Annotated in this window: 25 protein-coding genes; 10 read left to right on the forward strand and 15 right to left on the reverse strand. The window is 60.2% G+C overall.

Going from position 1 to position 26,982, the window contains the following annotated elements:
- Window positions 1-197: 197 nt before the first annotated feature.
- The 4 genes from tcyN to AC1RL4_RS15370 form a co-directional block, all read right to left on the reverse strand.
- Window positions 198-947, reverse strand: a complete 750-nt coding sequence (gene tcyN / locus AC1RL4_RS15355) for an L-cystine ABC transporter ATP-binding protein TcyN (protein WP_007939567.1) — start codon at window positions 945-947, stop codon at window positions 198-200.
- Window positions 948-951: 4 nt separating this feature from the next.
- Window positions 952-1,617 (reverse strand): cystine ABC transporter permease, encoded by a 666-nt coding sequence (gene tcyL / locus AC1RL4_RS15360; RefSeq protein ID WP_007939566.1) that lies wholly within the window; start codon window positions 1,615-1,617, stop codon window positions 952-954.
- Complete coding sequence (gene tcyJ, locus AC1RL4_RS15365; RefSeq protein ID WP_019581730.1) at window positions 1,617-2,411, reverse strand: cystine ABC transporter substrate-binding protein; 795 nt, start codon at window positions 2,409-2,411, stop codon at window positions 1,617-1,619. Before tcyJ ends, tcyL begins: the two co-directional genes overlap by 1 nt.
- Window positions 2,412-2,750: 339 nt before the next feature.
- Window positions 2,751-3,743, reverse strand: a complete 993-nt coding sequence (locus AC1RL4_RS15370; RefSeq protein ID WP_019581731.1) for a D-cysteine desulfhydrase — start codon at window positions 3,741-3,743, stop codon at window positions 2,751-2,753.
- A 190-nt stretch (window positions 3,744-3,933) separates the two neighbouring features.
- Here AC1RL4_RS15370 and epsC point away from each other — a divergent pair, with 190 nt between their 5' ends.
- The gene (gene epsC / locus AC1RL4_RS15375; RefSeq protein WP_007939563.1) at window positions 3,934-4,860 is read left to right on the forward strand and encodes a serine O-acetyltransferase EpsC; all 927 of its coding nucleotides are present in this window, start codon (window positions 3,934-3,936) and stop codon (window positions 4,858-4,860) included.
- 424 nt (window positions 4,861-5,284) lie between these two features.
- Window positions 5,285-7,240, forward strand: coding sequence for a choline transporter BetT (gene betT, locus AC1RL4_RS15380; RefSeq protein WP_018929331.1), 1,956 nt, complete (start codon window positions 5,285-5,287; stop codon window positions 7,238-7,240).
- A gap of 14 nt (window positions 7,241-7,254) precedes the next feature.
- On the opposite strand, the gene AC1RL4_RS15385 is transcribed toward betT, so the two are convergent.
- Window positions 7,255-7,515 (reverse strand): hypothetical protein, encoded by a 261-nt coding sequence (locus tag AC1RL4_RS15385; RefSeq protein ID WP_028939566.1) that lies wholly within the window; start codon window positions 7,513-7,515, stop codon window positions 7,255-7,257.
- A gap of 62 nt (window positions 7,516-7,577) precedes the next feature.
- Window positions 7,578-8,318 carry an SDR family oxidoreductase gene (locus tag AC1RL4_RS15390; protein WP_028939567.1) on the reverse strand — a complete coding sequence of 247 codons (741 nt, stop codon included), beginning with the start codon at window positions 8,316-8,318 and terminating at the stop codon, window positions 7,578-7,580.
- Between the two features lie 125 nt (window positions 8,319-8,443).
- Between AC1RL4_RS15390 and AC1RL4_RS15395 the strand changes: the two genes are divergently transcribed.
- From AC1RL4_RS15395 to mgrA, 3 genes are all read left to right on the forward strand, one after another.
- Window positions 8,444-9,334: a LysR family transcriptional regulator gene (locus AC1RL4_RS15395; RefSeq protein ID WP_028939568.1), complete on the forward strand. Its 891-nt coding sequence runs from the start codon at window positions 8,444-8,446 to the stop codon at window positions 9,332-9,334.
- An 87-nt stretch (window positions 9,335-9,421) separates the two neighbouring features.
- Window positions 9,422-9,823: a type II toxin-antitoxin system HicB family antitoxin gene (locus AC1RL4_RS15400; protein WP_007903104.1), complete on the forward strand. Its 402-nt coding sequence runs from the start codon at window positions 9,422-9,424 to the stop codon at window positions 9,821-9,823.
- 167 nt (window positions 9,824-9,990) lie between these two features.
- The gene (mgrA, locus tag AC1RL4_RS15405) at window positions 9,991-11,028 is read left to right on the forward strand and encodes an L-glyceraldehyde 3-phosphate reductase (protein ID WP_019581736.1); all 1,038 of its coding nucleotides are present in this window, start codon (window positions 9,991-9,993) and stop codon (window positions 11,026-11,028) included.
- Between the two features lie 51 nt (window positions 11,029-11,079).
- On the opposite strand, the gene tauD is transcribed toward mgrA, so the two are convergent.
- From tauD to AC1RL4_RS15440, 7 genes are all read right to left on the reverse strand, one after another.
- A complete protein-coding gene (gene tauD / locus AC1RL4_RS15410; RefSeq protein ID WP_019581737.1) occupies window positions 11,080-11,922 on the reverse strand; it encodes a taurine dioxygenase in 843 nt (280 codons plus the stop codon).
- Window positions 11,923-11,961: 39 nt separating this feature from the next.
- Entirely contained in the window at window positions 11,962-12,810 is an 849-nt protein-coding gene (tauC, locus tag AC1RL4_RS15415; protein ID WP_019581738.1) for a taurine ABC transporter permease TauC, read from the reverse strand.
- Window positions 12,807-13,601: a taurine ABC transporter ATP-binding subunit gene (gene tauB, locus AC1RL4_RS15420; protein ID WP_019581739.1), complete on the reverse strand. Its 795-nt coding sequence runs from the start codon at window positions 13,599-13,601 to the stop codon at window positions 12,807-12,809. The genes tauC and tauB overlap by 4 nt, the downstream gene beginning before the upstream one ends.
- Window positions 13,602-13,617: 16 nt before the next feature.
- Window positions 13,618-14,595, reverse strand: coding sequence for a taurine ABC transporter substrate-binding protein (gene tauA, locus AC1RL4_RS15425; protein ID WP_019581740.1), 978 nt, complete (start codon window positions 14,593-14,595; stop codon window positions 13,618-13,620).
- A 290-nt stretch (window positions 14,596-14,885) separates the two neighbouring features.
- Window positions 14,886-16,469, reverse strand: a complete 1,584-nt coding sequence (gene gshA, locus AC1RL4_RS15430; RefSeq protein WP_493119643.1) for a glutamate--cysteine ligase — start codon at window positions 16,467-16,469, stop codon at window positions 14,886-14,888.
- Window positions 16,470-16,683: 214 nt separating this feature from the next.
- Window positions 16,684-17,067: a PaaI family thioesterase gene (locus AC1RL4_RS15435; protein ID WP_018929320.1), complete on the reverse strand. Its 384-nt coding sequence runs from the start codon at window positions 17,065-17,067 to the stop codon at window positions 16,684-16,686.
- Window positions 17,067-19,391 carry a Tex family protein gene (locus AC1RL4_RS15440; RefSeq protein ID WP_019581742.1) on the reverse strand — a complete coding sequence of 775 codons (2,325 nt, stop codon included), beginning with the start codon at window positions 19,389-19,391 and terminating at the stop codon, window positions 17,067-17,069. The genes AC1RL4_RS15435 and AC1RL4_RS15440 overlap by 1 nt, the downstream gene beginning before the upstream one ends.
- Window positions 19,392-19,752: 361 nt before the next feature.
- Between AC1RL4_RS15440 and ompR the strand changes: the two genes are divergently transcribed.
- Together ompR and AC1RL4_RS15450 are read left to right on the forward strand one after the other, a co-directional pair.
- Window positions 19,753-20,493 carry an osmolarity response regulator transcription factor OmpR gene (ompR, locus tag AC1RL4_RS15445; protein ID WP_007939544.1) on the forward strand — a complete coding sequence of 247 codons (741 nt, stop codon included), beginning with the start codon at window positions 19,753-19,755 and terminating at the stop codon, window positions 20,491-20,493.
- A 115-nt stretch (window positions 20,494-20,608) separates the two neighbouring features.
- Entirely contained in the window at window positions 20,609-21,922 is a 1,314-nt protein-coding gene (locus AC1RL4_RS15450) for an ATP-binding protein (RefSeq protein WP_019581743.1), read from the forward strand.
- Between the two features lie 180 nt (window positions 21,923-22,102).
- Here the strand turns inward: AC1RL4_RS15450 and rimK are convergent, their stop codons facing one another.
- Together rimK and rimB are read right to left on the reverse strand one after the other, a co-directional pair.
- Entirely contained in the window at window positions 22,103-23,008 is a 906-nt protein-coding gene (rimK, locus tag AC1RL4_RS15455) for a 30S ribosomal protein S6--L-glutamate ligase (RefSeq protein ID WP_018929318.1), read from the reverse strand.
- Window positions 23,005-23,484: a retropepsin-like aspartic endopeptidase RimB gene (gene rimB, locus AC1RL4_RS15460; RefSeq protein WP_018929317.1), complete on the reverse strand. Its 480-nt coding sequence runs from the start codon at window positions 23,482-23,484 to the stop codon at window positions 23,005-23,007. The genes rimK and rimB overlap by 4 nt, the downstream gene beginning before the upstream one ends.
- Window positions 23,485-23,697: 213 nt before the next feature.
- Here rimB and AC1RL4_RS15465 point away from each other — a divergent pair, with 213 nt between their 5' ends.
- The 3 genes from AC1RL4_RS15465 (at window position 23,698) to AC1RL4_RS15475 (ending at window position 26,970) form a co-directional block, all read left to right on the forward strand.
- Window positions 23,698-24,108, forward strand: a complete 411-nt coding sequence (locus tag AC1RL4_RS15465; RefSeq protein ID WP_230173998.1) for an RNA-binding S4 domain-containing protein — start codon at window positions 23,698-23,700, stop codon at window positions 24,106-24,108.
- 238 nt (window positions 24,109-24,346) lie between these two features.
- A complete protein-coding gene (hslO, locus tag AC1RL4_RS15470) occupies window positions 24,347-25,249 on the forward strand; it encodes an Hsp33 family molecular chaperone HslO (RefSeq protein ID WP_018929315.1) in 903 nt (300 codons plus the stop codon).
- 179 nt (window positions 25,250-25,428) lie between these two features.
- Window positions 25,429-26,970 carry a phosphoenolpyruvate carboxykinase gene (locus AC1RL4_RS15475; RefSeq protein WP_019581745.1) on the forward strand — a complete coding sequence of 514 codons (1,542 nt, stop codon included), beginning with the start codon at window positions 25,429-25,431 and terminating at the stop codon, window positions 26,968-26,970.
- The last annotated feature ends 12 nt before the right edge of the window (window positions 26,971-26,982 follow it).

The following is a 26,982-nucleotide window of genomic DNA, read 5'->3' on the forward strand; positions in this document are numbered from 1 at the left end:
GGTGGCGAGGGTTTTTATGGATTTTAAGCGAGATGAATCTGTTGCAGGACATATATATGTACCGCATGGGAGGGTGGGAAGTTATCTACGATTTGGAATTAATCAAGGCGGTTGTTGAAGGCGAATGCAGGATTTTATAAGTCGGAGAAAGTGTCACTTCCATCCATGGAAGTTGACAGTTTTGAGTGGAGATTGAATTAAGCGTTGTTAAGGAACTTGCTGAGAAACTGCTTCGTCCGTTCTTCTTTCGGGTTGGCAAAGAGCGCCTTGGCTTCGCCCTGTTCGACAATCACACCCTTGTCGAAAAACACCACACGGTTGGCCACGTCCCGAGCAAACCCCATCTCGTGGGTGACGATCACCATGGTGCGTTTCTCTTCAGCCAGGCCGCGGATGGTCGCCAATACTTCGCCCACCAATTCCGGGTCCAGCGCCGAGGTTGGTTCATCGAACAGGATCACTTCCGGTTCCATCGCCAGCGCCCGGGCAATCGCCACACGCTGTTGCTGACCGCCGGAGAGGCGTCGCGGGTAAGCGTCTTCCTTGCCCGCCAGGCCGACCTTGGCCAACAGCTTTTTACCCAAGGCAACGGCGTCGGCTCGTGGGATCTTTTTCACCACGATCGGGCCTTCGATAACGTTTTCCAAGGCTGTGCGATGGGGGAACAGATTGAAGTTCTGGAACACAAAACCCACGTGCTGGCGAAGGCGTCGTACCAGGCTCTGCTGCTGGTTCAGGGGGCGGCTGCCATCGATCTCGATGTCGCCGACCTTGATCCGGCCGCTGGTGGGTTCTTCCAGAAAATTCAGGCAACGCAGGAACGTGGTCTTGCCCGAGCCGCTGGGGCCGATGATTGCCACCACCTCGCCTTCCTTCACCTGCAGATCGATGCCGTTGAGCACCACCTGACCCTTGAACTGCTTTGTCAGTTTTTCCACGACAATCATTGGGTCAGGACTCCTGGTCGTGCCGATTGACCCGCTCTTCCAACTTGTTCTGCAGGTGCGAAAGCACCGTGGCCAGAACCCAGTAGATCAGCGCGGCGGCAAGATACATGGTGAAAATTTCGAAGGTACGGGCGGTGATCAGCTGCGCCTGGCGGAACAGCTCCGGCACCTGAATGGTGGCCGCCAGCGCGGTGTCCTTGACCAGCGAGATGAAGCTGTTGCCCAACGGTGGCAGGGCCGTGCGCATCGCTTGCGGCAGAATGGCCCGGCGCAGGGTTTGCGCGCGGGTCATGCCGATACTGGCCGCAGCTTCCCATTGGCCGCGCTCGATGGAGCTGATCGCGGCACGCAGGATTTCGCAGGCGTAGGCCGCCATGTTCAGCGAGAAGCCGATCAGGGCGGCCGGCAGCGGATCAAGTTCGATGCCCAATTGCGGCAAGCCGTAATAGATCACGAACAGTTGCACCAGCAACGGCGTGCCGCGAAAGAACGACACGTAGATGCGGGAAATCCAGCTCACCAGTTTGAAGCGCGACAGGCGCATCAATGCCAGGCCGAAGCCCATCAGCAGGCCGAAAAACATCCCGCCCAGGCTCAGGATGACCGTGTAGTACGCGCCCTTGAGCAGGAAGGGCGCGGAGTCCAGCGCGAGTTGGAAAGCTTCTCCCATTATTGAGTGACGTCAGCGCTGAAGTATTTTTCCGAAAGCTTTTTCAGCGTACCGTCGGCACGCAGCTTGTCGATGGCTTTGTTCACCGCGGCCAGCAGTTCAGGCTCGCCTTTGCGCAGGGCAATACCGGCCTCTTGGCGGGAGAACGCTTCGCCGGCGGCGGCAGTGTCCTTGGCCTTCCTGGCGTATTCCAGCGCGGCCAGGCGGTCGATCAGAATGGCGTCGATGCGGCCGACGCGCAGATCCTGGAACTTGCTCGGGTCATCTTCGTAGGTGCGGACGTCAGCCTTAGGCACATTCTCTTTCACCCACTGCTCGTAGTTGGTGCCCAGGCCTACGCCGACTTTCTTGCCGGCCAGATCGGCGGCGGTCTTGATGGTGTCTTTGTTTTTGGTCAGGGTCAGGGCCTGAATCCCGGAAACAGTGTACGGCTCGGAGAAGTCGTACTTCTTCTTGCGCTCTTCGGTGATGGTCACCTGGTTGATCACCGCGTCCAGACGTTTGGATTCCAGGGCCGCGAGGATGCCTTCCCATTTGGTCGGCTGCAGTTTGACCTTCACGCCCAGCTCTTTGGCCAAGGCTTCGGAGAACTCGACTTCGAAGCCGCTCAGTTTGCCGGCCTCGTCGACGAAGCTGAACGGTGGATAAGTGCCTTCCAGGCCGACGTTGATCACGCCCGCGTCCTTGATCTTTTGCAGTTGCTCTCCGGCAACCGCTTGCCCGAGCAGGCCGGCGCTCAGCGCCAGGCCCAACGAGCCCACCAGCAGATTTCTACGTAGTGCGGAAAAATTCATGACAAGCCCCTGTGTTTTCTTATGGAAGACGCTTAAGGAAAGTTGGCAAATTCGGGATTTGAACGACTGCGATATCCTGCCCTAAAGCAGCTTATGCGTCTCGCTGCAAATTCGCCTGCGGCGCGACTATATGATGTCGTCTTTAGATAGGAAAATAATAAATATTAAGTTTGTTATTCTTTAAATGAATATTTGAGGATTGCATTCCTGTGGCGAGGGGGCTTGCCCCCGTTCGGCTGCGAAGCAGTCGTAATGTCTGCTGACTCGATATGACTGCCGGACACAAGGGGCCGCTGCGCGACCCAACGGGGGCAAGCCCCCTCGCCACAGGACTATCGGCTATAAAAAGTCTTTGTAGGCAAACAACGCCGGCGCCCCGCCGGTGTGCAGGAAGATGATCGGGCCGTCATCGAAGCGCTGGCGCCCGATGCCGTCGAGCAAACCGGCCATGGCCTTGCCGGTATACACCGGGTCCAGCAACAACCCTTCCTGGCTCGCCAACAGCTTCACCGCCGCCAGCGTCCCGGCATTCGGCTCGCCATAACGCGGGCCGAAATATTCGTCCCACAGTTCGACTTTGAAACTCGCCGGCAGACCCACGCCCAACAGCTCGGCAGTGCGTTCGGCGAGGCCCTGGACTTTCGGTCGTTGAGCTTCATCGCTACGGGAAACGGTCACGCCGATGACTGGCAAATCCGGCAGTACTTCGCTCAATGCCAGCGCCAGCCCGCTATGGGTGCCGGCACTGCCGGAAGCCAGGACTACGGCGGCGAATTGCAGCCCGGTGTCCTTGATCTGCTCGGCCAGTTCCAGACCCGCACGGACATAACCCAACGCGCCCACCGCATTGGAGCCACCAATCGGCACCAGATAGGGTTTCTTGCCATTGCTGCGCAGACGTGCGGCCAGCGCTTGCAATTGCTCGTCAGCGTTGTCGAGGTTTTCCACCAGTTCGACCTTGGCATCGAACAGGTCCAGCAACAGCCGATTGCCATTGCCGAGGTAGTTGCTATCGTCAGTCCCGAGCGGGTTCTCCAGCAGCGCCACGCAGCCCAGGCCAAGCTTGGCCGCAATGGCGGCGGTTTGGCGCACGTGGTTGGACTGGATCGCGCCAGCGGTGATCAGTGTATCGGCGCCCTGGGCCAGGGCATCGGCGGCGAGGTATTCGAGTTTGCGCAGCTTGTTGCCGCCCAGTGCCAATGGCGTCAGGTCATCGCGTTTGACGTACACATCGCGGCCCAGCCAGGTCGACAGACGTTCGAGTTTTTCCAACGGGGTAGGGTGACCGAGCAGGTCCAGGCGGTTAAAACGGGCAAGCTGTTGTTTGATCATGGGTCCGTACTGGCGGAGGAAGATGTCAGGACTATAGGCACGGGTATTTAGTGGGGCAACTGCCAATCGCTTATAGCCAAAAGTATTGTTAACAGCACTATTGGTTCTTAATTCGGCTGCAAGTCGTTGCCGTAAAGTAATCGCCGTCAGTGCGGCCAGACAGTCCGGCCGCCCGTGAGGAGTTTTTACCGTGAGCGAGCGTTCCAGCCATTGGCAATTGCAGACCATCGTCAGCCAACTGCGTACGGCGCGCGACCAGTGGCGCGCACAAAACGGCCGCGCCAGCACCGAGCAGGGCGGTCGCGAGTTGCCGTCCCGAGCGGCCATGGCGGACATTCTCGAAGCCTTGTGCGGTGCGTTGTTTCCGATGCGTCTGGGGCCGGTGGATTTGCGCGAGGAGAGTGAGGACTTCTACGTCGGCCACACACTCGACGTGGCGTTGAATGCATTGCTGGCTCAGGCGCGGCTCGAATTGCGCTACGTCGCTCGTCACAGTGCCGGGGGCGATTCTGAAGTCGAAGCCAAGGCCATCCGGATCATTCAGGACTTCGCCCTCGCTCTGCCGGAATTGCGAAGCCTGTTGGACACCGATGTGCTGGCGGCCTATCACGGCGATCCGGCGGCTCGCAGTGTCGATGAAGTGTTGCTGTGCTACCCGGGAATCCTGGCGGTGATTCACCATCGCCTGGCCCACCATTTGTACCGCGCCGGGTTGCCGTTGCTGGCGCGGATCAGCGCGGAAATCGCCCACTCGGCCACCGGTATCGACATCCACCCTGGCGCGCAGATCGGTCGCAGTTTCTTCATCGACCACGGCACGGGTGTGGTGATCGGCGAAACCGCGATCATTGGCGAGCGGGTGCGGATTTATCAGGCCGTGACCTTGGGCGCCAAACGCTTCCCGGCGGACGAAGACGGCCAGTTGCAGAAGGGCCATCCGCGGCATCCGATCGTCGAGGACGACGTGGTGATCTATGCCGGCGCGACGATTCTGGGACGGATCACCATCGGCAAGGGCTCGACCATCGGTGGCAACGTCTGGCTGACCCGCAGCGTGCCAGCGGGGTGCAACCTGACCCAGGCGAATCTGCAGCATGATGACGGGACGCAGAAGTAAGGCTCCCTGATATTTGCTGACTGACATGCAGTCTTCGCGGGCAAGCCTCGCTCCTACATCAGTGTCGATCGGGGACTTGGCGACCGACACAAAATCTGTAGGAGCGAGGCTTGCCCGCGAATGGTTTCAAGCCAAACCGAGATAATGGCATCCAGCTAATTTTCCACAGAACAAATCCCGTAAACCCCGCGTCATACCCTTCCTTGCACTCGCGCAGAAAAGCGACCGCCGAGCCCTGCGATTAGTCCTTAGCACCCTATTCATGTTTAACTTGAACGTTCATTCAAGTTAAACCGGTGGTTCGCCGCCCGCTCACAACAGGAGGCTTGCCTTTGCTGAGTCCGATTTTTACAGCCACGTTTTCCCCCCTCGAGGTGCACCTTTCGTGAGTGCATCGTCCATCCCCGCAAGCGGCCAGGTCCGCATGAATCCGCCGGTGTTTTATTTCGCGGCGACCTTCATTTTGTTGTTCGCCGTCGTGGTCATGGCGATCCCCGAACAGGCCGGTGCCTGGCTGTTGCAAGCGCAAAACTGGGCGGCCAATACGGTCGGCTGGTACTACATGCTCGCGATGACGCTGTATCTGGTCTTCGTGGTGGTCACCGCCTTGTCCGGCTACGGCAAGATCAAGCTCGGTGCCGACCACGACGAGCCCGAATTCAGTTACTTGTCCTGGGCCGGCATGCTGTTCGCCGCCGGGATCAGCATCACGCTGTTTTTCTTTTGCGTGTCCGAACCACTTACGCATTTGGTGCAACCACCGCAAGGCGAGGCCGGTACGGCGGAGGCGGCGCGTCAGGCGATGCAGATTCTGTTTCTGCACTGGGGCCTGCACGGCTGGGGCGTGTTCGCCTTCGTCGGCATGGCGCTGGCCTATTTCGCCTATCGACATAACCTGCCGCTGGCCCTGCGTTCGGCGCTGTACCCGCTGATCGGCAAGCGCATCAACGGGCCCATCGGTTACGCAGTGGACGGCTTCGGCATCATCGCCACGGTGTTCGGCCTCGGTGCCGACATGGGCTTTGGCGTATTGCACCTCAACTCCGGCCTGGACTACCTGTTCGGCATCGCCCACACCCAGTGGATTCAGGTGGGCCTGATCACGCTGATGATGGGCGCGGCGATCATCGTCGCGGTGTCTGGCGTCGATAAAGGCGTGCGGGTGATGTCCGACATCAACATGCTGTTGGCCTGTGCGCTGCTGCTGTTCGTGTTGTTCGCCGGCCCCACCCAGCACTTGCTCAATACCCTGATCCAGAACCTCGGCGATTACCTCGGCGCCTTGCCGATGAAGAGCTTCGACCTCTACGCCTATGACAAACCCAGCGACTGGCTGGGCGGCTGGACGGTGTTCTACTGGGCCTGGTGGATTGCATGGTCGCCGTTCGTGGGCCTGTTCATTGCGCGGATTTCCCGTGGCCGGACCATCCGCGAATTCGTCTTCGGCGTGCTGCTGATCCCGCTCGGTTTCACCCTGGCGTGGATGTCGATCTTCGGCAACAGCGCCATCGATCAGGTGCTCAACCACGGCATGAGCGCGCTCGGCATGTCGGCCATCGACAACCCGTCGATGACGCTTTACCTGCTGCTGGAGACCTACCCGTGGAGCAAAACCGTGATCGCGGTCACGGTGTTCATCAGCTTCGTGTTCTTCGTCACCTCTGCCGACTCCGGCACCGTGGTGTTGTCGACCTTGTCCGCCAAGGGTGGCAATCCCGATGAGGACGGGCCGAAATGGCTGCGAGTGTTCTGGGGCGCGATGACGGCACTGGTGACCAGCGCACTGCTGTTCTCCGGCAGCATCGACGCCTTGAAGTCGGCGGTGGTGCTGACGTCGTTACCGTTCTCGATGATTTTGCTGCTGATGATGTGGGGCCTGCACAAGGCGTTTTATCTGGAGTCGCAGAAGCAAATTGCGCAACTGCATTCCCTCGCGCCGGTGGCCGGTTCGCGACGCGGTGGATGGCGTCAGCGCTTGAGTCAGGCGGTGCATTTCCCGTCTCGGGATGAGGTCTATCGCTTCCTTGATACCACGGTGCGCCCGGCGATCGAGGAAGTGACGGCGGTGTTTGTCGAGAAGGGGTTGCACGTGGTCACTCAGCCCGACCCAGCCAACGACAACGTCAGCCTGGAAATCGGTCACGGCGAGTTGCATCCGTTCATTTATCAGGTGCAGATGCGCGGTTACTTCACGCCGTCTTTCGCCCGGGGTGGCATGGGTTCCAAGCAACTCAACAACCGTCGCTACCACCGTGCCGAAGTGCATTTGCGCGAGGGCAGCCAGGACTACGATCTGGTGGGTTACACCAAGGATCAGGTGATCAACGACATCCTCGACCAGTACGAACGGCACATGCAGTTTTTGCATTTGGTGCGTTGATCGACCGGTGGCGCTCAGGTCTCGCTGCTCAACACCATGAACAGCACCAGTGCCGCCACCGGTACGCCGAACACCGCGCTGCCCACCACCAGTTCCGCACTCAACGGTTGGCCGGCGATGACCATGCCGACTGCGCCGTTGATCAAGGTCAACGCCAGCCACAGCACGACAAAACTGTAGGCCAGGGTCTGACGGGAGAAACCGATTTTCTCGCCGATGAACAGCATCAGTGCCAGCAGGACCAGGCCGAAGAAGATGATGATCGTGGTGTGCATGATGCGTTCCGCCCTTCAGATGTGTGCTGCCTTACGGATTCAGCCCAATACATCGAGCATAGTTAAACCAACCCGCCGTTAATGCGCAGGATTTGCCCGTTGACCCAGGCCGAATCCGGGCCGACCAGGAAGGACACGACGCGGGAGATGTCTTCTGGCTGAGCCAGGCGTTCCAGCGGTGGCATCTTGGCGAAGGTCTGGATCTGTTCTTCGCTCTTGCCGTGCAGGAACAGGTCGGTGGCGACCGGGCCCGGGGCCACGGCGTTGACGGTGATGTTGCGACCGCGCATTTCCTTGGCGAACACCTGGGTCAGGGATTCCACTGCCGCCTTGCTGGCAATGTACACCGCATAACCCGGCAGGTTCATGCCGACGGTGCTGCTGGAGAAGTTGATGATCCGGCCACCGCTGTTCAGGCGCGTTGCCGCTTCACGCAGAGTGTTGAAAGTGCCGCGAGCGTGGATGTTGAAGTTCTGGTCGAACAGTTCGTCGCTGTGTTGCGCCAGCGGCAGCACTTTGAGGATGCCGGCGTTATTGACCAGCACGTCGACCTTGCCCAGTTGGGTTTCGGTTTCGTCGAACAGCCGGCGTACATCGTCGGCGTTGGCCACATCAGCCTTGATCGCTATGGCCCGGTGACCGGCCTGACGCAGTTTTACCACCAGTGCCGACGCCTCGGTGGCGCTGTTAGCGTAGTTGATGGCGACGGCGAAACCTTGGGCGGCCAGTTGCTGGGCGATCACGGCACCAATGCCGCGGGAGGCGCCGGTCACGATGGCAACTTTCGAAGTTTGAGTAGTCATGGCGTTGATTCCTTGGAGTGGCTGGGGTGTGGAGCCAGATTCACATGTTTACTCAGGGCGATAAATGCACAAGAGTTGCCTTGACTGTTCAATAATCGCCAACAATCGATCGTCAGGAGCGCCGTATGGATCAAGTCAAGGCGATGAAGGTTTTCGTGCGGATCTACGAGCGCAGCAGCTTCACGCTGGCGGCCGATGACCTGAACCTGCCGCGTGCCACCCTGACCCATACGCTGAATCAGTTCGAAGCCTGGCTCGGCACCCGTTTACTGGAGCGCAGCACGCGCAAGGTCCGTCCTACGCTGGATGGCGAGGCGTACTACTTGCGTTGCGTGCAGTTGTTGGCAGAACTGGAAGAAGCCGAACTGGCATTTCGCGGCGTTGCGCCGAAAGGCCGATTACGGGTGGATCTGCATGGCACGTTGGCCAAGCACTTTGTAATCCCGGCGTTGCCGCAATTCATGTCGCGCTACCCGGACATCGAATTGTCCATCAGCGAAGCCGACCGCTTCGTCGACCTGATCGCCGAAGGCGTTGATTGCGTGTTGCGCGCCGGCACCTTGGGCGATTCGGCGCTAATCGGTAAACGTGTCGCCAACCTGCGCCAGATCACCTGCGCCAGCCCGGCTTACCTGCGCAAATACGGCGAACCGAAAAACCTCGAAGACCTGAAAAACCACCGCGCGGTGAACTACGTTTCGCGCACCACGGCCAAGCTGTTTCCATTCGAGTTCATGGTGGATGGCGAGCTGAAAGAAGTGGCCATCGAGGGAGCGTTGTCGGTGTTCGGCGCGGAGATTTATGCGGCCTCGGCAATTGCCGGATTGGGGCTGATTCAGTGCCCGCATTACCGAATGGAAGCGCAGATTGCCCAAGGGTTGGTGCAGGAAATCCTCACCGACACACCGCCGCCATCGATGCCGGTTTCGGTGTTGTATCCGCATAACCGACACATGTCGCCACGGGTTCGAGTGTTTGTGGATTGGTTGGGGGAGGTGTTTGCGGGTGCCGTTTGATGGCGATCTTTGCAAGATGTGTATGGTGTGTATGCGTGTTGGTTTCTGTTTTACAGTCCAATCTCTGTCAACAGAGAAGTCATCGAAATGAAATTCCCGGTCGTTCTGCACAAGGATGCCGACTCAGAATACGGAGTGATTATCCCGGACGTGCCGGGATGCTTCTCCGCAGGCGCTACAGTGGCGCAGGCATTTGAAAACGTGAAAGAAGCGTTGGCTTTGCACTACGAAGGTCTGGTCGCCGATGGTGATCCACTTCCGCAGGTGCGTGAAATTGACGCTCATCTTGATAACCCTGATTACGCTGGCGGTGTGTGGGGTGTGGTCGAATTCGATATCACACCCTATTTCGGCAAGTCGGTGCGCTTCAATGCCACGCTTCCTGAGCAGTTGCTTGAGCGTATCGATCAGACGGTCAGACGAGATCAGCGATATAGCTCAAGGTCTGGCTTTTTGGCGGCTGCCGCGCTACGTGAGTTGTCGGCGTAAGCGTTGGGTGTGGATATCGACTCTATGGGGGGAGCTCAGTTTTTAATTATCTTTGAAACGTTTCAGCAATTAGTCGAATCCGGGGTTTCCTGGCGTTTGTCTGGGCGTATGCTGGGCAGCTTGCAAAGCAGTCGATACCCCATTCAAGACCCACAAGAGAGGATTCGATGACCTACACCGCTGCCGAAAACCGCTACGACTCTATCCCTTACCGCCGCGTAGGTCGCAGCGGACTGGTGCTGCCGGCACTGTCCCTGGGCCTGTGGCACAACTTCGGCGACAGCACGCCGATCGACATACAGCGCTCGTTGCTGCGCACGGCGTTCGATCTGGGCATCAACCACTTCGACCTGGCCAACAACTATGGCCCGCCGTACGGCAGCGCCGAGATCAACTTCGGTCGTTTGCTGCGCGAAGACTTCAAGCAGTACCGCGATGAGCTGATCATCTCCAGCAAGGCCGGTTGGGACATGTGGCCCGGCCCTTACGGCCAGGGCGGCGGGTCGCGCAAATATGTGCTGGCCAGCCTCGACCAGAGCCTGCAACGCCTGGGCCTCGATTACGTGGACATCTTCTATTCCCACCGTTTTGACCCGGACACCCCGCTGGAAGAAACTGCCAGCGCACTGGCCACGGCCGTGCAACAGGGCAAGGCGTTGTACATTGGCATCTCGTCTTACTCCGGGGTGAAAACCCGGGAAATGGCCGCGTTGCTCAAGGAGTGGAAAGTCCCGCTGTTGATCCACCAGCCGGCCTACAACCTGCTCAATCGCTGGGTGGAAAAGGACCTGCTGGATGTCACCGACGAACTCGGTACCGGCGTGATCGCCTTCACGCCGTTGGCGCAGGGCCTGTTGACCGACAAATACCTCAATGGCATTCCGAAGGATGCGCGGGTCAATCGCCCGGGCGGTGATTCATTGCAGTCCTCTCACCTGTCCGAAGCCAACATCGCCCAAGTGCGGGCGCTCAATGAAATCGCCAAGCGTCGTGGTCAGAGCCTGGCGCAACTGGCGTTGGCCTGGACCCTGCGCGATCCACGGGTGACCTCGGCGCTGATCGGCGCGAGCCGGCCGGAGCAGATCATCGAGAACGTCGGTGCGCTGAAGAACCTGAGTTTTAGCGTGGAAGAACTGGCGGAGATTGATCGATTTGCCCAGGAGGGCGGGATCAATTTGTGGGAGAAGCCTTCGATGGCTGAGTAACTGAGTACTGCTCGTTCCCACGCAGCGTGGGAACGAGCAGGAACTGGCGGATCAGCGAAAAAACGGCACATCCCCCAACACCGTCGCTCGCTGCATCACCCGCCGTGCCGGGCGGTAATCATCCACCGCGTAATGCTGGGTCACGCGGTTGTCCCAGAACGCGATGTCGTCTTTCTGCCAGCGCCAGCGGATGGTGAAATCCGGCCGTGTGGCGTGGGCGAACAAAAACTTCAGGAGCGCTTCGCTCTCGGTTTCCGACAGTTCGTTGATCTTCGATGTGAAGCCCTCATTGACGAATAACGACCGGCGCCCGCTCACCGGGTGCGTGCGAATTACCGGGTGTGACAGCGGCGGGTTCTTGCGCCTGGCTTCTTCCCACTGGGCCAGCGCCTCCGGCGTGTTGCCATAGCGCTCCAGTGGAAACGAACGGGTGAAATCGTGAGTGGCGGTCAGCCCTTCGAGCAAGGTTTTCATCGGCGCGGACAACGCTTCATACGCCGCAATGCCGCTGGCCCACAGGGTGTCGCCGCCAAACTCCGGCAGCAACTTGGCGCTGAGCACCGCGCCCATCGCCGGGGTCGGCAGGAACGTCACATCGGTGTGCCAGATCGCGTTGTCCCGCACGTCGGTGATGGCGGTGTCGAGGATCAGCACTTCCGGTTGTTCCGGCACGTTCGGGTAGATCGGATGGATATGCAGGTCGCCGAAATAAGCGGCGAATCGCGCCTGTTGCTGTGGTTCGATCGGCTGGTTACGGAAGAACAGCACCTGATACTTGAGCAGCGCCTGTTCGATGGCGTCGCGTTGTTCCACGTTCAGCGGCTGGCTGATGTCGACGCCGCTGATTTGCGCGCCGAGGGCGCAGCTGAGGGGGACGATGGTCAAGTTACTCATGGCGGTTCTCTTCAATCCAGGGTGTCGACACATGAATATTCAGTGAGCCTGGCCATGCCACGGCACCAGTTTGCGTTGCAGGGCGCGCAGACCCATCTCCATGGCGAAGGCGATCAGCGCGATCACCAGAATCCCCAGCACCACCACATCGGTGACCAGGAACTGCGCCGCCGACTGCACCATGAACCCCAAACCGCTGGTGGCGGCGATCAACTCGGCGGCGACCAGTGTCGACCAGCCCACTCCCAAACCAATGCGCACACCGGTCAAAATGTCCGGCAAGGCACTGGGCAGAATCACATGGCGAATCAACTGCGCCCGAGTTGCGCCCAACGACTGCGCGGCGCGCAATTTCGCCGGGTCGACGGTGCGTACGCCGGTGGCGGTGGCGATGGCAATCGGGGCGAAGATCGCCAGGTAGATCAGCAAGACTTTCGACAGCTCACCGATGCCGCACCAGATCACGATCAGCGGCAAATAGGCCAAGGGCGGAATCGGGCGGTAAAACTCGATCAGCGGATCGAGAATGCCGCGAGCAATGCGGTTGTGGCCAATGGCAATGCCGACTGGCACGGCGGTCAGCACCGCGAAGCCCAGGCCCAAACCGATGCGGCTGAGGCTCGCGCCCAAGTGCTGCCACAAGGTCGAATCCATGTAGCCGCTGGTCACCAGCAACCAGCCTTTTTGCAGCACGGCGGAGGGTGGCGGCAGGAACAGCGGTTCGATCAAACCGGTGGCGGTGACGGCCCACCAGATCGCCAACAGTGCGATCAGGGTCAACACGCTGACCCCGCGGGTGCTGATACGGCGGCGCAGCGCAATCACCGCCGAGCCCTTCACCTTTGAATCGGGTTTCACCGTTGCGGCGGGAATTCCATAGCTGCTCATGCGCGCTCCTGCCGCTGGACGGCACTGCGTTGGGAGAACACTTTGGCGAGTACGTGTTCGCGGGTTTCGATAAAGCGTGGGTCGGACTTGATCGAGCGCGCCGATTCCCCTGCGGCGTAACGTTGGCCAAAATCCAGGCTCAGGCGCTCGACGACTTGCCCGGGATTCGGCGCCAGCAGAATCAGGTCGGTGGCGAGGAACACCGCTTCTTCAATATCGTGGGTAATCAGGAACACCGGTTTGGCGGTGCGTTGCCAGATTTGCAACAGCAGCTCCTGCATCTGTTCGCGGGTGAAGGCATCCAGGGCGCCGAAGGGTTCGTCCATCAGCAACACCCGAGGGTCGGCGGCGAGGGCGCGGGCGAGGCCGACACGTTGTTTCTGCCCGCCCGAGAGTTGCCAGATGCGGCGGTTTTCGAAACCGGAAAGGTCTACCAGCGCGAGCATTTCCCGGGCGCGCTGTTCGCGTTTTTCCCGCGCGGCGCCGGCCAGTTCCAGGCCGAAGCCGACGTTGGCCAGCACGTCCTGCCAAGGCAGTAGGGCATCGTCCTGAAACACCACGCCGCGCTCGGCGCTCGGGCCTTTGACCGGCACGCCGTCAAGGGTGATGCGCCCGGCGCTGGGCTCGACGAAACCGGCAATCAGGTTCAACAGCGAAGTCTTGCCACTGCCGGAAGGGCCGAGGGCGACCAGCAACTGCCGGGGCCCAAGGCTCAGGGAAATATCCGCCAGCACAGGTTCTGCTGCACCGGGGTACTGTGCACTGATGCGCTCCAGCTGTAGCAAAGCCATCGCGGTTAACTCCCGATCAGTTGGTGATGTACTTGGCGCTGACGTACGGCGCGTAGTCCGGCAGCACGGCCTCGACCTTGCCCTGTTCCTTGAGGAACGCTGCGGTGTCGGTAATGGCCTTGGTGGTCGGCGCGCCGAGGGTGATCACCTGATCAGCCGCCAGTGGATACACGTTGCCTTGCAGCAGCAGCGGAATATCGCTGGCCTTGGCACCGGAGAGTTTCACCAGTTTGTCGACGTTGCTTTGGTTGGCCAGCCAGGCTTGCGGATCCTTGCGGTAGTCGGCGTAGGCATCAAGGGTCACTTTGGCGAACGCAGTGACGATTTCCGGATGCTTCTCGGCGAAGTCCTTACGCACGATCCAGGCATCGAAGGTCGGCGCGCCGAACTTGGCCAACTCGCCGGAAGTGATCAGCACTTTGCCGTTTTCCTTGGCCACACCCAGCGCTGGGTCCCACACGTAGGTGGCGTCGATGTCACCGCGCTTCCATGCCGCGATGATGGCCGGCGGCGCGAGGTTGAGCACGGTGACTTTCGACGGGTCGATGTTCCAGTGCTTCAGCGCGGCCAGCAGGCTGTAGTGGCCGGTGGAGACGAACGGTACGGCGACTTTTTTGCCGATCAGGTCTTGTGGGGTCTTGATCCCGGACCCGTCGCGCGCGACCAAGGCTTCGGCGGCGCCGATCTGGGTGGCGATGAGGAAGGTTTCCACCGGGACTTTACGGGTGATTGCTGCCGTCAGGGGGCTGGAACCGAGATAGCCGATCTGCACATCGCCGGAAGCGATGGCGGCGATGATGTCGGCGCCGCTATCGAATTTTCGCCAGTCGATACTGGCTTTGGTGGCTTTTTCGTAGGCGCCGTCGGCTTGGGCGACTTTGGCCGGGTCAACGGTGGTCTGGTAGGCGACGGTCACATCTGCCGCCTGAGCCAGGAAACTTGCCGCAGCCAGCGACGCGGCCACCAGGAGGCGAAGGGGGGAAGTCAGTTTCATGGGGAAGCTCCTTTTCAGACGACCGGAAGTCGGCGTGAAAAAGAGACTAAATGATATAAGAAACTTAAAATAAATAACTTTTTAGAATTAGCATATGAGCGGAAAATTCTAAGGGAAGGCGGTTGTGGCGAGGGGGCTTGTCGGAACGCCGCCACTGCCCCGTTCGGCTGCGCACAGTCGTGATGCAGGCGACTCGATTTATCCGAAATATTGCGCGTGTCGTTTTTGGGACTGCTGTGCAGTCCAACGGGGGCAAGCCCCCTCGCCACAGGGGGACCTGCTCTGGCAGTTTAGTTGCTGATCGCCAGAATGCTCGCCTGATACGACCCGACAAACACATCGAAATCGCCGACTTCGTTCTGTTCAAGTTCAGCCTGTTGAGCCAACGACGAACGCGCCAACTCTTCAAACCTGGCTTGTTCTACACCTGAAAGCGGCTCGCTGCGGAAAAACTCCGCATGCACCTGGCTTTGGCGCAAGGAGAACTGGGCGAAGCTTTCCTTGTGTTCGGCCATCGCCGCCAGCACCTGGGCCGATGGCGTCAGGGACGAGTCCTGGACCTTGGCCATTTGGGCGTCCAGCGCCTTGCTGTGGGCATCGCCGCCATGGCTCTGATCCAGCAGCGCCGCCAATGGTGCAATTTTCTCCAGCAATTCGCCGGCCCATTCCTTCATGTCCACCGCTTGCCCGTCGCGTTGCAATTGCAGGCCAGGACGACGACCTTCCTTGACCACGCTGAGGAAGTTCGACGTTGCGTTACCGCAGCTGGTACTGGTCAGCAGTGGGCTGTCGTTCAGCGCGCAGTACAGCAGGAATGCGTCGAGGAACCGTGATTCGGTGAGGTCGATGCCCATCGGCAGGAATGGGTTGATGTCCAGGCAGCGGACTTCGACGTATTGAATACCGCGGGCCACCAGCGCCTGAATCGGCCGTTCGCCGGTGTAGGTCACGCGCTTGGGGCGGATGTTGGAGTAGTACTCGTTTTCGATCTGCAGGATGTTGGTGTTGAGCTGAACCCACTCACCGTCCTTGTGCGTCCCCACCTCGACGTACGCTGGATACGGCGTAGCCACCGCTTTGCGCAGGCTGTCGGTGTAGCTGGTCAGGTCGTTGTAGCACGGCGTCAGACCGGCCTGGGCGTTGCTCTGGTAACCCAGATCGCTCATGCGCAGGCTGGTGGCGTACGGCAGGTACAAAGTGTCCGGGTCCAGCTGTTCCAGTTGGTGCGAGCGACCGCGCAGGAAGCCGGCGTCCAGCGCCGGCGAGGCGCCGAACAGGTACATCAGCAGCCAGCTGTAGCGACGGAAGTTGCGGATCAGTGCGATGTAGGCCGACGACTGATAATCGCGATCGGTGCCGACAAAGCCTTCAGCCTCTTTAAGCAGCGGCCAGAGCTTTTCCGGCAGGGAAAAATTGTAGTGAATCCCGGCGATGCACTGCATCGTCTTGCCGTAACGCAGGGCCAGGCCCTTGCGATAGACATACTTGAGCTGACCGATGTTGGAGGTGCCGTAATAGGCGATCGGGATGTCTTCCTCCGCCGGCAACGGGCACGGCATCGACGGACTCCACAGGTACTCGTCGCCGAGTTTGCTATAGGCAAACCGGTGAATCTTGTCCAGGCTCGCCAGCGTATCCGCCGGGTCTGGCATGGCCGGCGTGATGAACTCCAGCAGCGACTCGGAGTAGTCAGTGGTGATTTGTTCGTTGGTCAGCGCGGAACCCAATGCTTCGGGGTGCGGCGTTTGCGCCAGGCGCCCTTCGCCTGTCACGCGCAGGCATTCACGTTCGATGCCGTGAAGGCACTGTTCGAGCAGAGAGAGGTTAGCGCGCTCGCCGAGCAGAGCCAGGCGGCGGTTGAGAAGTTCGCTCAAGTTGGATTCCTTCACGCGTCAGTCGCCCCAATATGGGGGTGGGCAAGACGGTCTACAAGGGTGAAGTTGAAACTGGCGTTTTCGCCTGGTTCTTGGGCCATACAGGCTCGTACTGAAAGGCCAACTTCATTCCCTGAATCTGGCTATCGCGCGCAGAGAAAACTCCGACGCTGCAGTCACAGCGCCGAAATTAACTCAAATTGATGATTGGGGGCTACAGGACAGCGAACGTGCCTTGTGCTTTTGCGACCAGTTTGTCGCCTTGCATCACGTCGGCCTCGACGACAAGCGTGCGACGGCCCGGGTGGATCACCCTGGCCGTGCACATCACTTCACCGTCGGCGACGGCGCGGATGTAGTTGATCTTGCACTCGATGGTCGCGCTTTGCTGGTCAAAACCGTGGGTGCTGGAGCAGGCCAGCCCCATGGCAATGTCCACCAGACTGAACAAGGCCCCGCCGTGCAGCTTGCCGCCGCGATTGCGCAACTGTGGCTCCAGCGCCAGGGCGACTTGCGCCACCCCGGTGTCCAGGCTGTGCAAGCGACACCCCAGCAGCTTGAAAAATGCGCTTTCGGTCAAGCCGGCCGGGATCTCCATCAACGTTTCTTCAACTGCTTGGCGTTGGCAAACAGCGACGCCATGGCGTTGTTGGTCGGAGCCGCTGTCGGGGTTTCCTTGCGCGGCGCGGTGTTCTGGGACTGGCGCGGAGCCGACCCCGGACGTGCACCACGGGCACCGTCGATCTTCTCGCCCGGTGTATCGCTCATGCGCATCGACAGGCCGACGCGTTTGCGTGGGATATCGACTTCCATGACCTTCACCTTGACCACATCACCGGCCTTCACCGCTTCGCGTGGATCCTTGATGAACTTCTCCGACAGCGCGGAAATGTGCACCAGACCGTCCTGATGCACGCCGATGTCGACGAAGGCACCGAAGTTGGTCACGTTGGTAACCACGCCTTCGAGGATCATGCCCAGTTGCAGGTCCTTGAGGTCTTCGACGCCGTCCTGGAACTCGGCGGTCTTGAACTCGGGACGCGGGTCGCGGCCAGGTTTTTCCAGCTCTTGCAGAATGTCGGTGACCGTCGGCAGGCCGAACGTTTCGTCGGTGTACTTCTTCGGATCCAGGCGCTTGAGGAACGCGGCGTCGCCGATCAGCGAGCGAATGTCGCGGTCGGTCTCAGCAGCAATGCGCTGCACCAGCGGATAGGCTTCCGGGTGAACCGCCGACGAATCCAGCGGGTTGTCGCCATTCATTACGCGCAGGAAGCCGGCGGCCTGTTCGAAGGTTTTTTCACCCAGGCGGGCGACTTTTTTCAATGCCGCACGGGTTTTGAACGCACCGTGCTCGTCGCGGTGGGCAACGATGTTCTGCGCCAGGGTCGCGTTGAGGCCGGAGATGCGCGCCAGCAGCGCCACGGATGCAGTATTCACGTCCACGCCCACGGCGTTCACGCAGTCTTCGACCACTGCGTCCAGGCCGCGCGCCAGTTTCAGCTGCGACACGTCGTGCTGGTATTGGCCAACGCCGATGGATTTCGGATCGATTTTCACCAGCTCGGCCAGCGGGTCCTGCAAGCGACGAGCGATGGACACCGCGCCACGGATCGACACGTCCAGATCCGGGAATTCCTTGGAAGCCAGTTCCGAGGCCGAGTAAACCGATGCACCAGCCTCGGAGACCATGACTTTGGTCATCTTCATGGCTGGGTATTTTTTGATCAGTTCAGCGGCCAGTTTGTCGGTTTCGCGGCTGGCGGTACCGTTGCCGATGGCGATCAGGTCCACCGAATGCTTGGCGCACAGGGCGGCGAGCACGGCGAGGGTCTGGTCCCACTTGTTGTGCGGCACGTGCGGGTAAACCGTAGCGTGGTCCAGCAGCTTGCCGGTGGCGTCGACCACGGCCACCTTGCAGCCGGTGCGCAGGCCCGGGTCGAGGCCCAGGGTGGCACGCGGGCCGGCCGGCGCGGCCAGCAGCAGGTCGTGCAGGTTGTGGGCGAACACGTTGATCGCTTCGGTTTCCGCGCCGTCGCGCAGCTCGCCCAGCAGGTCGGTTTCCAGGTGGGTGTAGAGCTTGACCTTCCAGGTCCAGCGCACCACTTCGCCCAGCCATTTGTCGGCGGCGCGGTTCTGGTTCTGGATGCCGAATTGCTGGCCGATCATGCCTTCGCACGGGTGCATGGTGCCCGGCAGCTCGTCACCGACTTTCAGCGCGGAGCTGAGAATGCCTTCGTTGCGGCCACGGAAAATCGCCAGTGCGCGGTGGGACGGCATGCTTTTCAGCGGTTCGTCGTGTTCGAAATAGTCGCGGAACTTGGCGCCTTCCTCTTCCTTGCCGGCGATCACGCGGGCGCTGAGGGTGGCTTCTTGCTTGAGGTAATTGCGCAGCTTGTCCAGCAGACCGGCGTCTTCGGCGAAGCGCTCCATGAGGATGTACTTGGCGCCTTCGAGGGCGGCCTTCACATCGGCCACGCCTTTTTCGGCGTCGATGAAGCGCGCCGCTTCGGTTTCCGGGTTCAGGGTTGGATCGTTGAACAGGCCGTCGGCCAGTTCGCCGAGGCCGGCTTCCAGGGCGATCTGGCCCTTGGTGCGGCGCTTCTGCTTGTACGGCAGGTACAAGTCTTCGAGGCGGGTCTTGGTGTCGGCGAGCTTGATGTCGCGCTCAAGTGCAGGGGTCAGCTTGCCTTGCTCCTCGATGCTGGCGAGGATGCTGATACGCCGTTCGTCGAGTTCTCGCAGGTAGCGCAGACGCTCTTCCAGATGACGCAGTTGCGTGTCATCGAGGCTGCCGGTCACTTCTTTCCGGTAGCGGGCGATGAAGGGCACCGTGGAGCCTTCATCGAGTAGCGCGACGGCCGCTTCGACCTGTTGTGGGCGGACGCCGAGTTCCTCGGCGATGCGGCTGTTGATGCTGTCCATAAAACCACCTGACAAATTGTGAAAGCAGGCTCGCAGGCGCGGAAATAGGGCCTTCGCGAGTCTGGTTGAGCGGCCTGGCGAGCGCCGCTACCTGGATCAACAGGCTTGCCGTTGACCCGTGAAATCGAACAATTACTGCCAGCACCATGAAAATAAAAAGTGGTTACCGGCAATAACGATCAGACGTTGCCTGACACAAAAGGCCGCGCATTATAACCAGCGTTCTGTCATTCGGGGGCATTGCAGGCTGTAGGCGAAAAGACTGGTTTTCTGGCGGTGAAGGAAAAATCTGCTAACAATGCACACGGTGCGTATAACGGCAGCTACGCCATAATGCGCGCCGAGATCAAAGGAGCATCCAATGAGCAGCACTGCACAAACTGCTGAAGGCGAAAAAATTCTTATCGTTGACGACGATCCAGGGCTGAGCAGCCTGCTGGAACGCTTTTTCGTCAGCAAGGGCTACCGTGCCCGCGCCGTCCCGAACACTGAACAAATGGACCGCCTGCTGGCGCGTGAAGTGTTCAACCTGGTCGTCCTCGACCTGATGCTGCCCGGCGAAGACGGCCTGACCGCCTGCCGCCGCCTGCGCACGGCGAACAATCAGATTCCAATCATCATGCTCACCGCCAAGGGCGACGAGCTGAGCCGCATCAAGGGCCTGGAACTGGGCGCCGACGACTACCTGGCCAAGCCGTTCAACCCGGACGAGCTGATGGCCAGGGTCAAAGCGGTGCTGCGGCGCCAGGCCGCACCGGTGCCGGGTGCGCCGGGCAGCGAAGACGAAAGCGTGACCTTCGGTGATTACGAGCTGTCCCTGGCCACCCGCGAACTCAAGCGTGGCGACAAAGTGCACATGCTCACCACCGGTGAGTTCGCGGTGCTCAAGGCCCTGGTCATGAACGCCCGTCAACCGCTGACCCGCGACAAACTGATGAACCTGGCCCGTGGCCGCGAGTGGGATGCCCTGGAGCGTTCCATCGACGTGCAGATCTCCCGTCTGCGCCGGATGATCGAGCCCGATCCGTCCAAGCCGCGCTACATCCAGACCGTCTGGGGCGTGGGCTACGTGTTCGTTCCGGATGGCGCCGCCACGAAGTGATCGGTGATTTGTAGGAGCGGGTCCTGCGGGCAACGGGTCGGATGACCTTTCCCGCAGACTCGCGATCCGCAATATGCGAGCATCGCTCGCTCCTGCAAGTGTGTAGCGGTTACCCATGAAAACCCCTGTTTGGTTCCCCCAGAGCTTCTTCTCCCGCACCCTGTGGCTGGTGCTGATCGTCGTCCTGTTCTCCAAGGCGCTGACCCTGGTTTATCTGTTGATGAACGAAGACGTGCTGGTGGATCGTCAATACAGCCACGGCGTCGCCCTGACGCTGCGCGCCTATTGGGCCGCCGATGAAGAGAACCGCGCGAAGATTGCCGATGCTGCGACCCTGATCCGGGTGGTAGGCGCCGGCGTGCCGGAAGGTGAGCAGCACTGGCCGTACAGCGCGATTTATCAGCGGCAGATGCGCGACGAATTGGGTGCAGATACGGAGGTGCGTTTACGCATGCACTCGCCACCTGCCTTATGGGTCCGGGCGCCCAGCCTGGGCGATGGCTGGCTGAAAGTGCCGCTGTACCCGCATCCATTGCGCGGGCAGAAAATCTGGAACGTACTCGGCTGGTTCCTCGCCATCGGCCTGCTGTCCACCGCCTCGGCGTGGATTTTCGTCAGCCAGCTCAATCAGCCATTGAAACGTCTGGTCTATGCCGCGCGGCAACTCGGTCAGGGCCGCAGTGTGCGCCTGCCAATCAGCGACACGCCAAGCGAGATGGCCGAGGTCTATCGCGCCTTCAACCAGATGGCCGAAGACGTCGAACAGGCAGGGCGTGAGCGCGAGCTGATGCTGGCCGGGGTGTCCCACGACTTGCGCACGCCGCTGACCCGTTTGCGGCTGTCCCTGGAACTGATGGGTGATCACAGCGACCTGACGGACGACATGATCCGCGACATCGAAGACATGGACGCGATTCTTGACCAGTTCCTGGCCTTCATTCGCGACGGTCGTGACGAGTTGGTGGAAGAAGTGGACCTGAGCGATCTGGTTCGCGAAGTCGCCGCGCCGTACAACCAGAACGAAGAAAAAGTGCACTTGCGCCTGGAACCGATCCAGCCGTTCCCGTTGCGTCGGGTATCGATGAAGCGGTTGCTGAACAACCTGATCGGTAATGCCCTGCATCACGCTGGCAGCGGAGTGGAAGTGGCGGCTTATGTGTCCGGGGATACCAGTGCGCCATATGTGGTGCTGAGTGTCATGGACCGCGGCGCGGGGATTGATCCATCGGAGCTGGAAGCGATTTTCAACCCGTTCACCCGTGGCGATCGGGCCCGGGGCGGAAAGGGGACGGGGTTGGGGCTGGCGATCGTGAAACGGATCGCCTCGATGCATGGCGGCAATGTCGAGCTGCGCAACCGCTCCGGTGGTGGGCTGGAAGCACGGGTTCGGTTGCCGCTTGGGTTGATGTTGCCGCGGGATGCGGTTTAAGCGTCGTACACAACCTCTGTGGCGAGGGAGCTTGCTCCCGCTCGGTTGCGCAGCGACCGTGAGATCCGGCAACCGTATTTCAATGCAAAACACGGTTGCCGGATTCGGGAGTCCTTCGGCCTGGAGCGCCAGCCCGGTCCAGCGGGAGCAAGCTCCCTCGCCACAGGGACTGAGTAAGCTTCACCCTTTACCTTTGGTCCGCGTCATATTCGGCCCGCCATTCTTTTCCAGATGCTCGATGATGATCCCCGCCACGTTTTTCCCGGTGGTGGTTTCAATCCCTTCAAGCCCTGGCGACGAGTTCACTTCCATCACCAGCGGCCCATGATTGGAGCGCAGGATATCTACCCCCGCCACCGCCAACCCCATGACCTTCGCCGCACGCAACGCGGTCATGCGTTCTTCCGGGGTGATCTTGATCAGGCTCGCGCTACCGCCGCGATGCAGGTTGGAGCGAAACTCCCCCGGCTTGGCCTGGCGCTTCATCGCCGCGATCACCTTGTCACCGACCACGAAACAGCGAATGTCCGCGCCGCCGGCTTCCTTGATGTACTCCTGGACCATGATGTTCTGCTTCAGGCCCATGAAGGCCTCGATCACCGACTCCGCCGCCGTCGCCGTTTCACACAGCACCACGCCGATGCCCTGGGTGCCTTCCAGCACTTTGATCACCAGCGGTGCGCCGTTGACCATCTCGATCAAGTCGGGAATGTCATCCGGGGAGTGCGCAAAACCGGTGACCGGCAAACCGATCCCCCGGCGCGACAGCAATTGCAGGGAACGCAGTTTGTCTCGGGAACGGGCGATGGCCACCGATTCGTTGAGCGGAAACACCCCCATCATTTCGAACTGGCGCAGCACAGCACAGCCATAAAACGTGACCGACGCGCCGATCCGCGGGATCACCGCATCGAAACCCTCCAGCGGTTTGCCACGGTAGTGGATTTGCGGCTTGTGGCTGGCAATGTTCATGTAGGCGCGCAGGGTGTCGATCACCACCATTTCATGGCCACGCTCTACACCGGCTTCGACCAGGCGACGGGTGGAATACAGACGCGGATTCCGCGACAGCACAGCGATCTTCATGCAACACCTGTGGAGAGGGTAGATACCGGGAACACCGGCTTGTCTTGTACATATTTGATGCCCGGATTGACCACCAACTGGCCGTCGATCAGGGCTTTGGAACCGAGTAACAGGCGATAACGCATGGACTTGCGGCAGGCGAGGGTGAACTCGACCCGCCAGACCCGATCACCGAGGGCCAGGGTGGTACTGACCACATAGCGCATCTGCGCGTGGCCGTTGGAGCTTTTAATGGTTTTCATCGTCACCAGCGGTGCTTCGCAGCGCCGGTGACGCAATTGCACCACCGTGCCCAGGTGCGCGGTGAAGCGCACCCACTGTTCGCCGTCGCGCTCGAACGGCTCGATGTCGGTGGCATGCAGGCTGGAGGTACTCGCGCCAGTGTCGATTTTTGCCCGAAGGCCCGCGACTCCCAAATCCGGGAGCGCCACCCACTCGCGCAGACCGACAACGGTCAAATGGTCAAATGTCTTCAAAAGTGCTCAACCGGCAAAAACCGCTCAGGCCGTGTGCGGCCGAATTCGCGGTATTCACGCAGAATAATGGGTAAAAGGCGACAGATATCTACGGCCCGGGTTTTCATCCCTCAAACAGGGGGGAATGCCTGCATTCTAATCCACAGCGTTGTGATTCATGGCACGACAGAAACGGTAGTACAGTTCATCGATATTTCAGAATGAGGTCATCCAATGGCACAAAAAAGCGAAGAGGACGACAAGGTCCGTCTCGATAAATGGTTGTGGGCCGCGCGTTTTTATAAAACACGTGCCTTGGCCAAGGCCGCGATTGAAAGCGGCAAGGTGCATTGCCGGGGCGAGCGTTGCAAGCCAGGCAAGGAGCCGAGGATCGGCGACGAGTTTCAGATTCGCACCGGCTTCGAGGAACGCACGGTGGTGGTCCAGGCGTTGTCGATCGTGCGTCGTGGCGCGCCGGAAGCCCAGGCTCTGTATGCCGAAACCGAAGCCAGCGTTGCCAAGCGCGAAGCGGCGGCGGCCATGCGCAAGGCCGGGGCGTTGGGCGTGAGCACCGACGGCAAACCGAGCAAGAAACAGCGCCGGGATTTGTTCAAGTTTCGCGGCAGCAGCAACGACGAGTCGTGACGGCCGTCGGGCGCAGACTTGTAATCGCCTGCCTGTGCAGCCATATGGGGGATATTCGCCCACGGCGCATTTCGCAGGTGAAAGCACCGCTCGTCGAAAACCGAGGTTTGACCTTGCTTGGAACAACCCCGAATTGTTCATAAAATGCCGCTATGGCTAAGCTCACCCCCAAAAGTGCTGCTACAGCGTGTTTCATTTTTTGTAACCTTTTTTGTCACCACTTCAGATACCCAGACCTATGACCGATCTACCGGATACCGACTACACCCAACGCTTCATCTTCGATGACAGCGACACCCGCGGCGAACTGGTGGCATTGGAGCGTAGCTATGCCGAAGTCCTCGCCAAACACACCTATCCGGAGCCGGTCGCGCAACTGCTGGGCGAGCTGATGGCGGCTGCAGCGTTGCTGGTAGGCACCTTGAAGTTCGATGGCTTGCTGATTCTTCAGGCCCGTTCCGAAGGCCCGGTACCGATGCTGATGATCGAGTGCTCCAGCGAGCGCGAAATTCGCGGCCTGGCCCGCTACGACGCCGAGCAGATCGCGCCCGATGCGACGCTCGCCGACCTGATGCCCAATGGCGTGTTGGCGCTGACGGTCGACCCGACTCAAGGCCAGCGTTATCAGGGCATTGTCGATCTCGACGGTGAAACCCTGTCCGATTGCTTCACCAACTATTTCGTCATGTCGCAGCAGGTTGGCACCCGCTTCAAGCTGTACGCCGACGGCCGTCGTGCCCGTGGCCTGCTATTGCAGCAATTGCCTGCCGACCGTCTGAAAGATGAAGAAGATCGCGCCGCCAGTTGGCAGCACATCACCGCCCTGGCCAGCACCCTGACCGCCGACGAATTGCTGAGCCTGGACAACGAAACCGTGCTCCATCGCCTGTACCACGAAGAACAAGTGCGTCTGTTCGATGTGCAGAAACTGCGCTTCCATTGCAGTTGCTCCCGGGAACGCTCGGGCAATGCGTTGGTCAGTCTGGGTCTGGAAGATGCGCAGCAGCTGGTCGTCGAACATGGCGGCAGCATCGAGGTCGATTGCCAATTTTGCAACGAGCGCTACCTGTTCGACGCGGCCGATATCACCCAATTATTCGCCGGAGCAGGGGTTGATACGCCGTCAGATACCCGTCACTAAAACGCTTCAGCGCAGGTAAATTCACTGCTTAGCGCCGGAATAACGCCGTTCTGACGGGAGGGCCCTACACTTTTTGGGCTTTTCTGGCATAATCCGGCCCACTTTTTTCGCGGTAGTAGTGCACGACTTTCTACTACAAAACGTTTGGAGCACTCGGCCACTGGCCGACGGGGAACCTCATGACGCAAGCCAATAACGCCGTGTACACCGATCTGAGTGTTGATGATCTGGTTAAACAAGCCCTGAGTCGCGGTGAAGGCGAGCTTGCCGATACCGGCGCGCTGGTTGTTCGCACCGGTCACCGTACCGGCCGTTCGCCAGTCGATCGTTTCATCGTTGAAGAGCCGACCACCCAGGACGCTATTGCCTGGGGTCCGATCAACCGCAAGTTCCCGGCCGACAAGTTCGATGCCCTGTGGGCTCGCGTCGAGGCGTTCAACAACGCGCAAGAGCATTTCGTTTCCCACGTGCACGTAGGTTCGGCTGAAGAGCACTACCTGGCCGTGAAAATGACTACCCAGACTGCCTGGCAGAACCTGTTCGGTCGTTGCCTGTTCATCAACCCGGCCCAGTACAACCCGGCCGGTCGTGAAGAGTGGCAAGTTCTGAACGTCGCCAACTTCGAGTGCGTGCCAGAGCGTGACGGCACCAACTCCGACGGTTGCGTGATCATCAACTTCGCGCAGAAAAAAGTGCTGCTCGCTGGCATGCGCTACGCCGGTGAAATGAAGAAAGCCATGTTCTCGGTGCAGAACTTCCTGCTGCCGGCCGCCGACGTGCTGCCAATGCACTGCGCCGCCAACATCGGCGAAGCGGGCGACGTGACCCTGTTCTTCGGTCTGTCCGGCACCGGCAAGACCACCCTGTCCGCCGACGAAAGCCGTTACCTGATCGGTGACGACGAACACGGCTGGGGCGAGGGCGTGGTGTTCAACATCGAAGGCGGTTGCTATGCCAAGTGCATCGACCTGTCCGAGAAGAACGAGCCGGTCATCTGGAAAGCCATCAAACACGGCGCAGTCCTGGAAAACGTTGTTATCGACGACGCCAAGCACGCCGATTACACCGATGTCAGCCTGACCCAGAACAGCCGCGCCGCCTACCCGCTGGAGCACGTAGCCAAGCGTTCCGAGAAGAACCTGGGCGGCGAGCCAAACGCAGTGATCTTCCTGACCTGCGACCTGACCGGCGTGCTGCCGCCAGTGTCGATCCTCAATGAAGAACAAGCGGCTTACCACTTCCTGTCCGGCTACACCGCTCTGGTAGGCTCGACCGAAATGGGTTCCGGCAGCGGCATCAAGTCGACCTTCTCCACCTGCTTCGGCGCACCGTTCTTCCCGCGTCCGGCTGGCGAATATGCAGAACTGCTGATCAAACGCATCCGCGGCTTCGGCTCCAAGGTCTACCTGGTCAACACCGGCTGGACCGGCGGCGGCTACGGCGTCGGCAAACGCTTCAACATCCCGACTACTCGCGGCGTGATCGCAGCGATCCAGAGCGGCGCGTTGATCGGTGCCGAGACTGAACACCTGGACACCATCAACCTTGACGTGCCATTGGCTGTGCCGGGCGTTGAGACTGGCCTGCTGAACCCACGTAACACCTGGGCTGACAAGGCTGCTTACGATGAAGCTGCTAAAGCACTGGCCGGGTTGTTTGTTGAGAACTTCAAGAAGTTCGACGTGAGCGACGCGATCAAGGCTGCTGGGCCGAAGTTGTAAGAGTTGGTTTGA

It is taken from the genome of Pseudomonas sp. GW822-FHT07A10, assembly GCF_058798795.1.

Excerpts from the sequence above, each read along its gene's own strand:
- tcyN (WP_007939567.1), bottom strand. The coding sequence starts at position 947 with ATGATTGTCGTGGAAAAACTGACAAAGCAGTTCAAGGGTCAGGTGGTG.
- tcyL (WP_007939566.1), bottom strand. The coding sequence starts at position 1,617 with ATGGGAGAAGCTTTCCAACTCGCGCTGGACTCCGCGCCCTTCCTGCTC.
- tcyJ (WP_019581730.1), bottom strand. The coding sequence starts at position 2,411 with ATGAATTTTTCCGCACTACGTAGAAATCTGCTGGTGGGCTCGTTGGGC.
- AC1RL4_RS15370 (WP_019581731.1), bottom strand. The coding sequence starts at position 3,743 with ATGATCAAACAACAGCTTGCCCGTTTTAACCGCCTGGACCTGCTCGGT.
- betT (WP_018929331.1), top strand. The coding sequence starts at position 5,285 with ATGAATCCGCCGGTGTTTTATTTCGCGGCGACCTTCATTTTGTTGTTC.
- AC1RL4_RS15385 (WP_028939566.1), bottom strand. The coding sequence starts at position 7,515 with ATGCACACCACGATCATCATCTTCTTCGGCCTGGTCCTGCTGGCACTG.
- AC1RL4_RS15390 (WP_028939567.1), bottom strand. The coding sequence starts at position 8,318 with ATGACTACTCAAACTTCGAAAGTTGCCATCGTGACCGGCGCCTCCCGC.
- AC1RL4_RS15395 (WP_028939568.1), top strand. The coding sequence starts at position 8,444 with ATGGATCAAGTCAAGGCGATGAAGGTTTTCGTGCGGATCTACGAGCGC.
- AC1RL4_RS15400 (WP_007903104.1), top strand. The coding sequence starts at position 9,422 with ATGAAATTCCCGGTCGTTCTGCACAAGGATGCCGACTCAGAATACGGA.
- mgrA (WP_019581736.1), top strand. The coding sequence starts at position 9,991 with ATGACCTACACCGCTGCCGAAAACCGCTACGACTCTATCCCTTACCGC.
- tauD (WP_019581737.1), bottom strand. The coding sequence starts at position 11,922 with ATGAGTAACTTGACCATCGTCCCCCTCAGCTGCGCCCTCGGCGCGCAA.
- tauC (WP_019581738.1), bottom strand. The coding sequence starts at position 12,810 with ATGAGCAGCTATGGAATTCCCGCCGCAACGGTGAAACCCGATTCAAAG.
- tauB (WP_019581739.1), bottom strand. The coding sequence starts at position 13,601 with ATGGCTTTGCTACAGCTGGAGCGCATCAGTGCACAGTACCCCGGTGCA.
- tauA (WP_019581740.1), bottom strand. The coding sequence starts at position 14,595 with ATGAAACTGACTTCCCCCCTTCGCCTCCTGGTGGCCGCGTCGCTGGCT.
- AC1RL4_RS15435 (WP_018929320.1), bottom strand. The coding sequence starts at position 17,067 with ATGGAGATCCCGGCCGGCTTGACCGAAAGCGCATTTTTCAAGCTGCTG.
- AC1RL4_RS15440 (WP_019581742.1), bottom strand. The coding sequence starts at position 19,391 with ATGGACAGCATCAACAGCCGCATCGCCGAGGAACTCGGCGTCCGCCCA.
- ompR (WP_007939544.1), top strand. The coding sequence starts at position 19,753 with ATGAGCAGCACTGCACAAACTGCTGAAGGCGAAAAAATTCTTATCGTT.
- AC1RL4_RS15450 (WP_019581743.1), top strand. The coding sequence starts at position 20,609 with ATGAAAACCCCTGTTTGGTTCCCCCAGAGCTTCTTCTCCCGCACCCTG.
- rimK (WP_018929318.1), bottom strand. The coding sequence starts at position 23,008 with ATGAAGATCGCTGTGCTGTCGCGGAATCCGCGTCTGTATTCCACCCGT.
- AC1RL4_RS15465 (WP_230173998.1), top strand. The coding sequence starts at position 23,698 with ATGGCACAAAAAAGCGAAGAGGACGACAAGGTCCGTCTCGATAAATGG.
- hslO (WP_018929315.1), top strand. The coding sequence starts at position 24,347 with ATGACCGATCTACCGGATACCGACTACACCCAACGCTTCATCTTCGAT.
- AC1RL4_RS15475 (WP_019581745.1), top strand. The coding sequence starts at position 25,429 with ATGACGCAAGCCAATAACGCCGTGTACACCGATCTGAGTGTTGATGAT.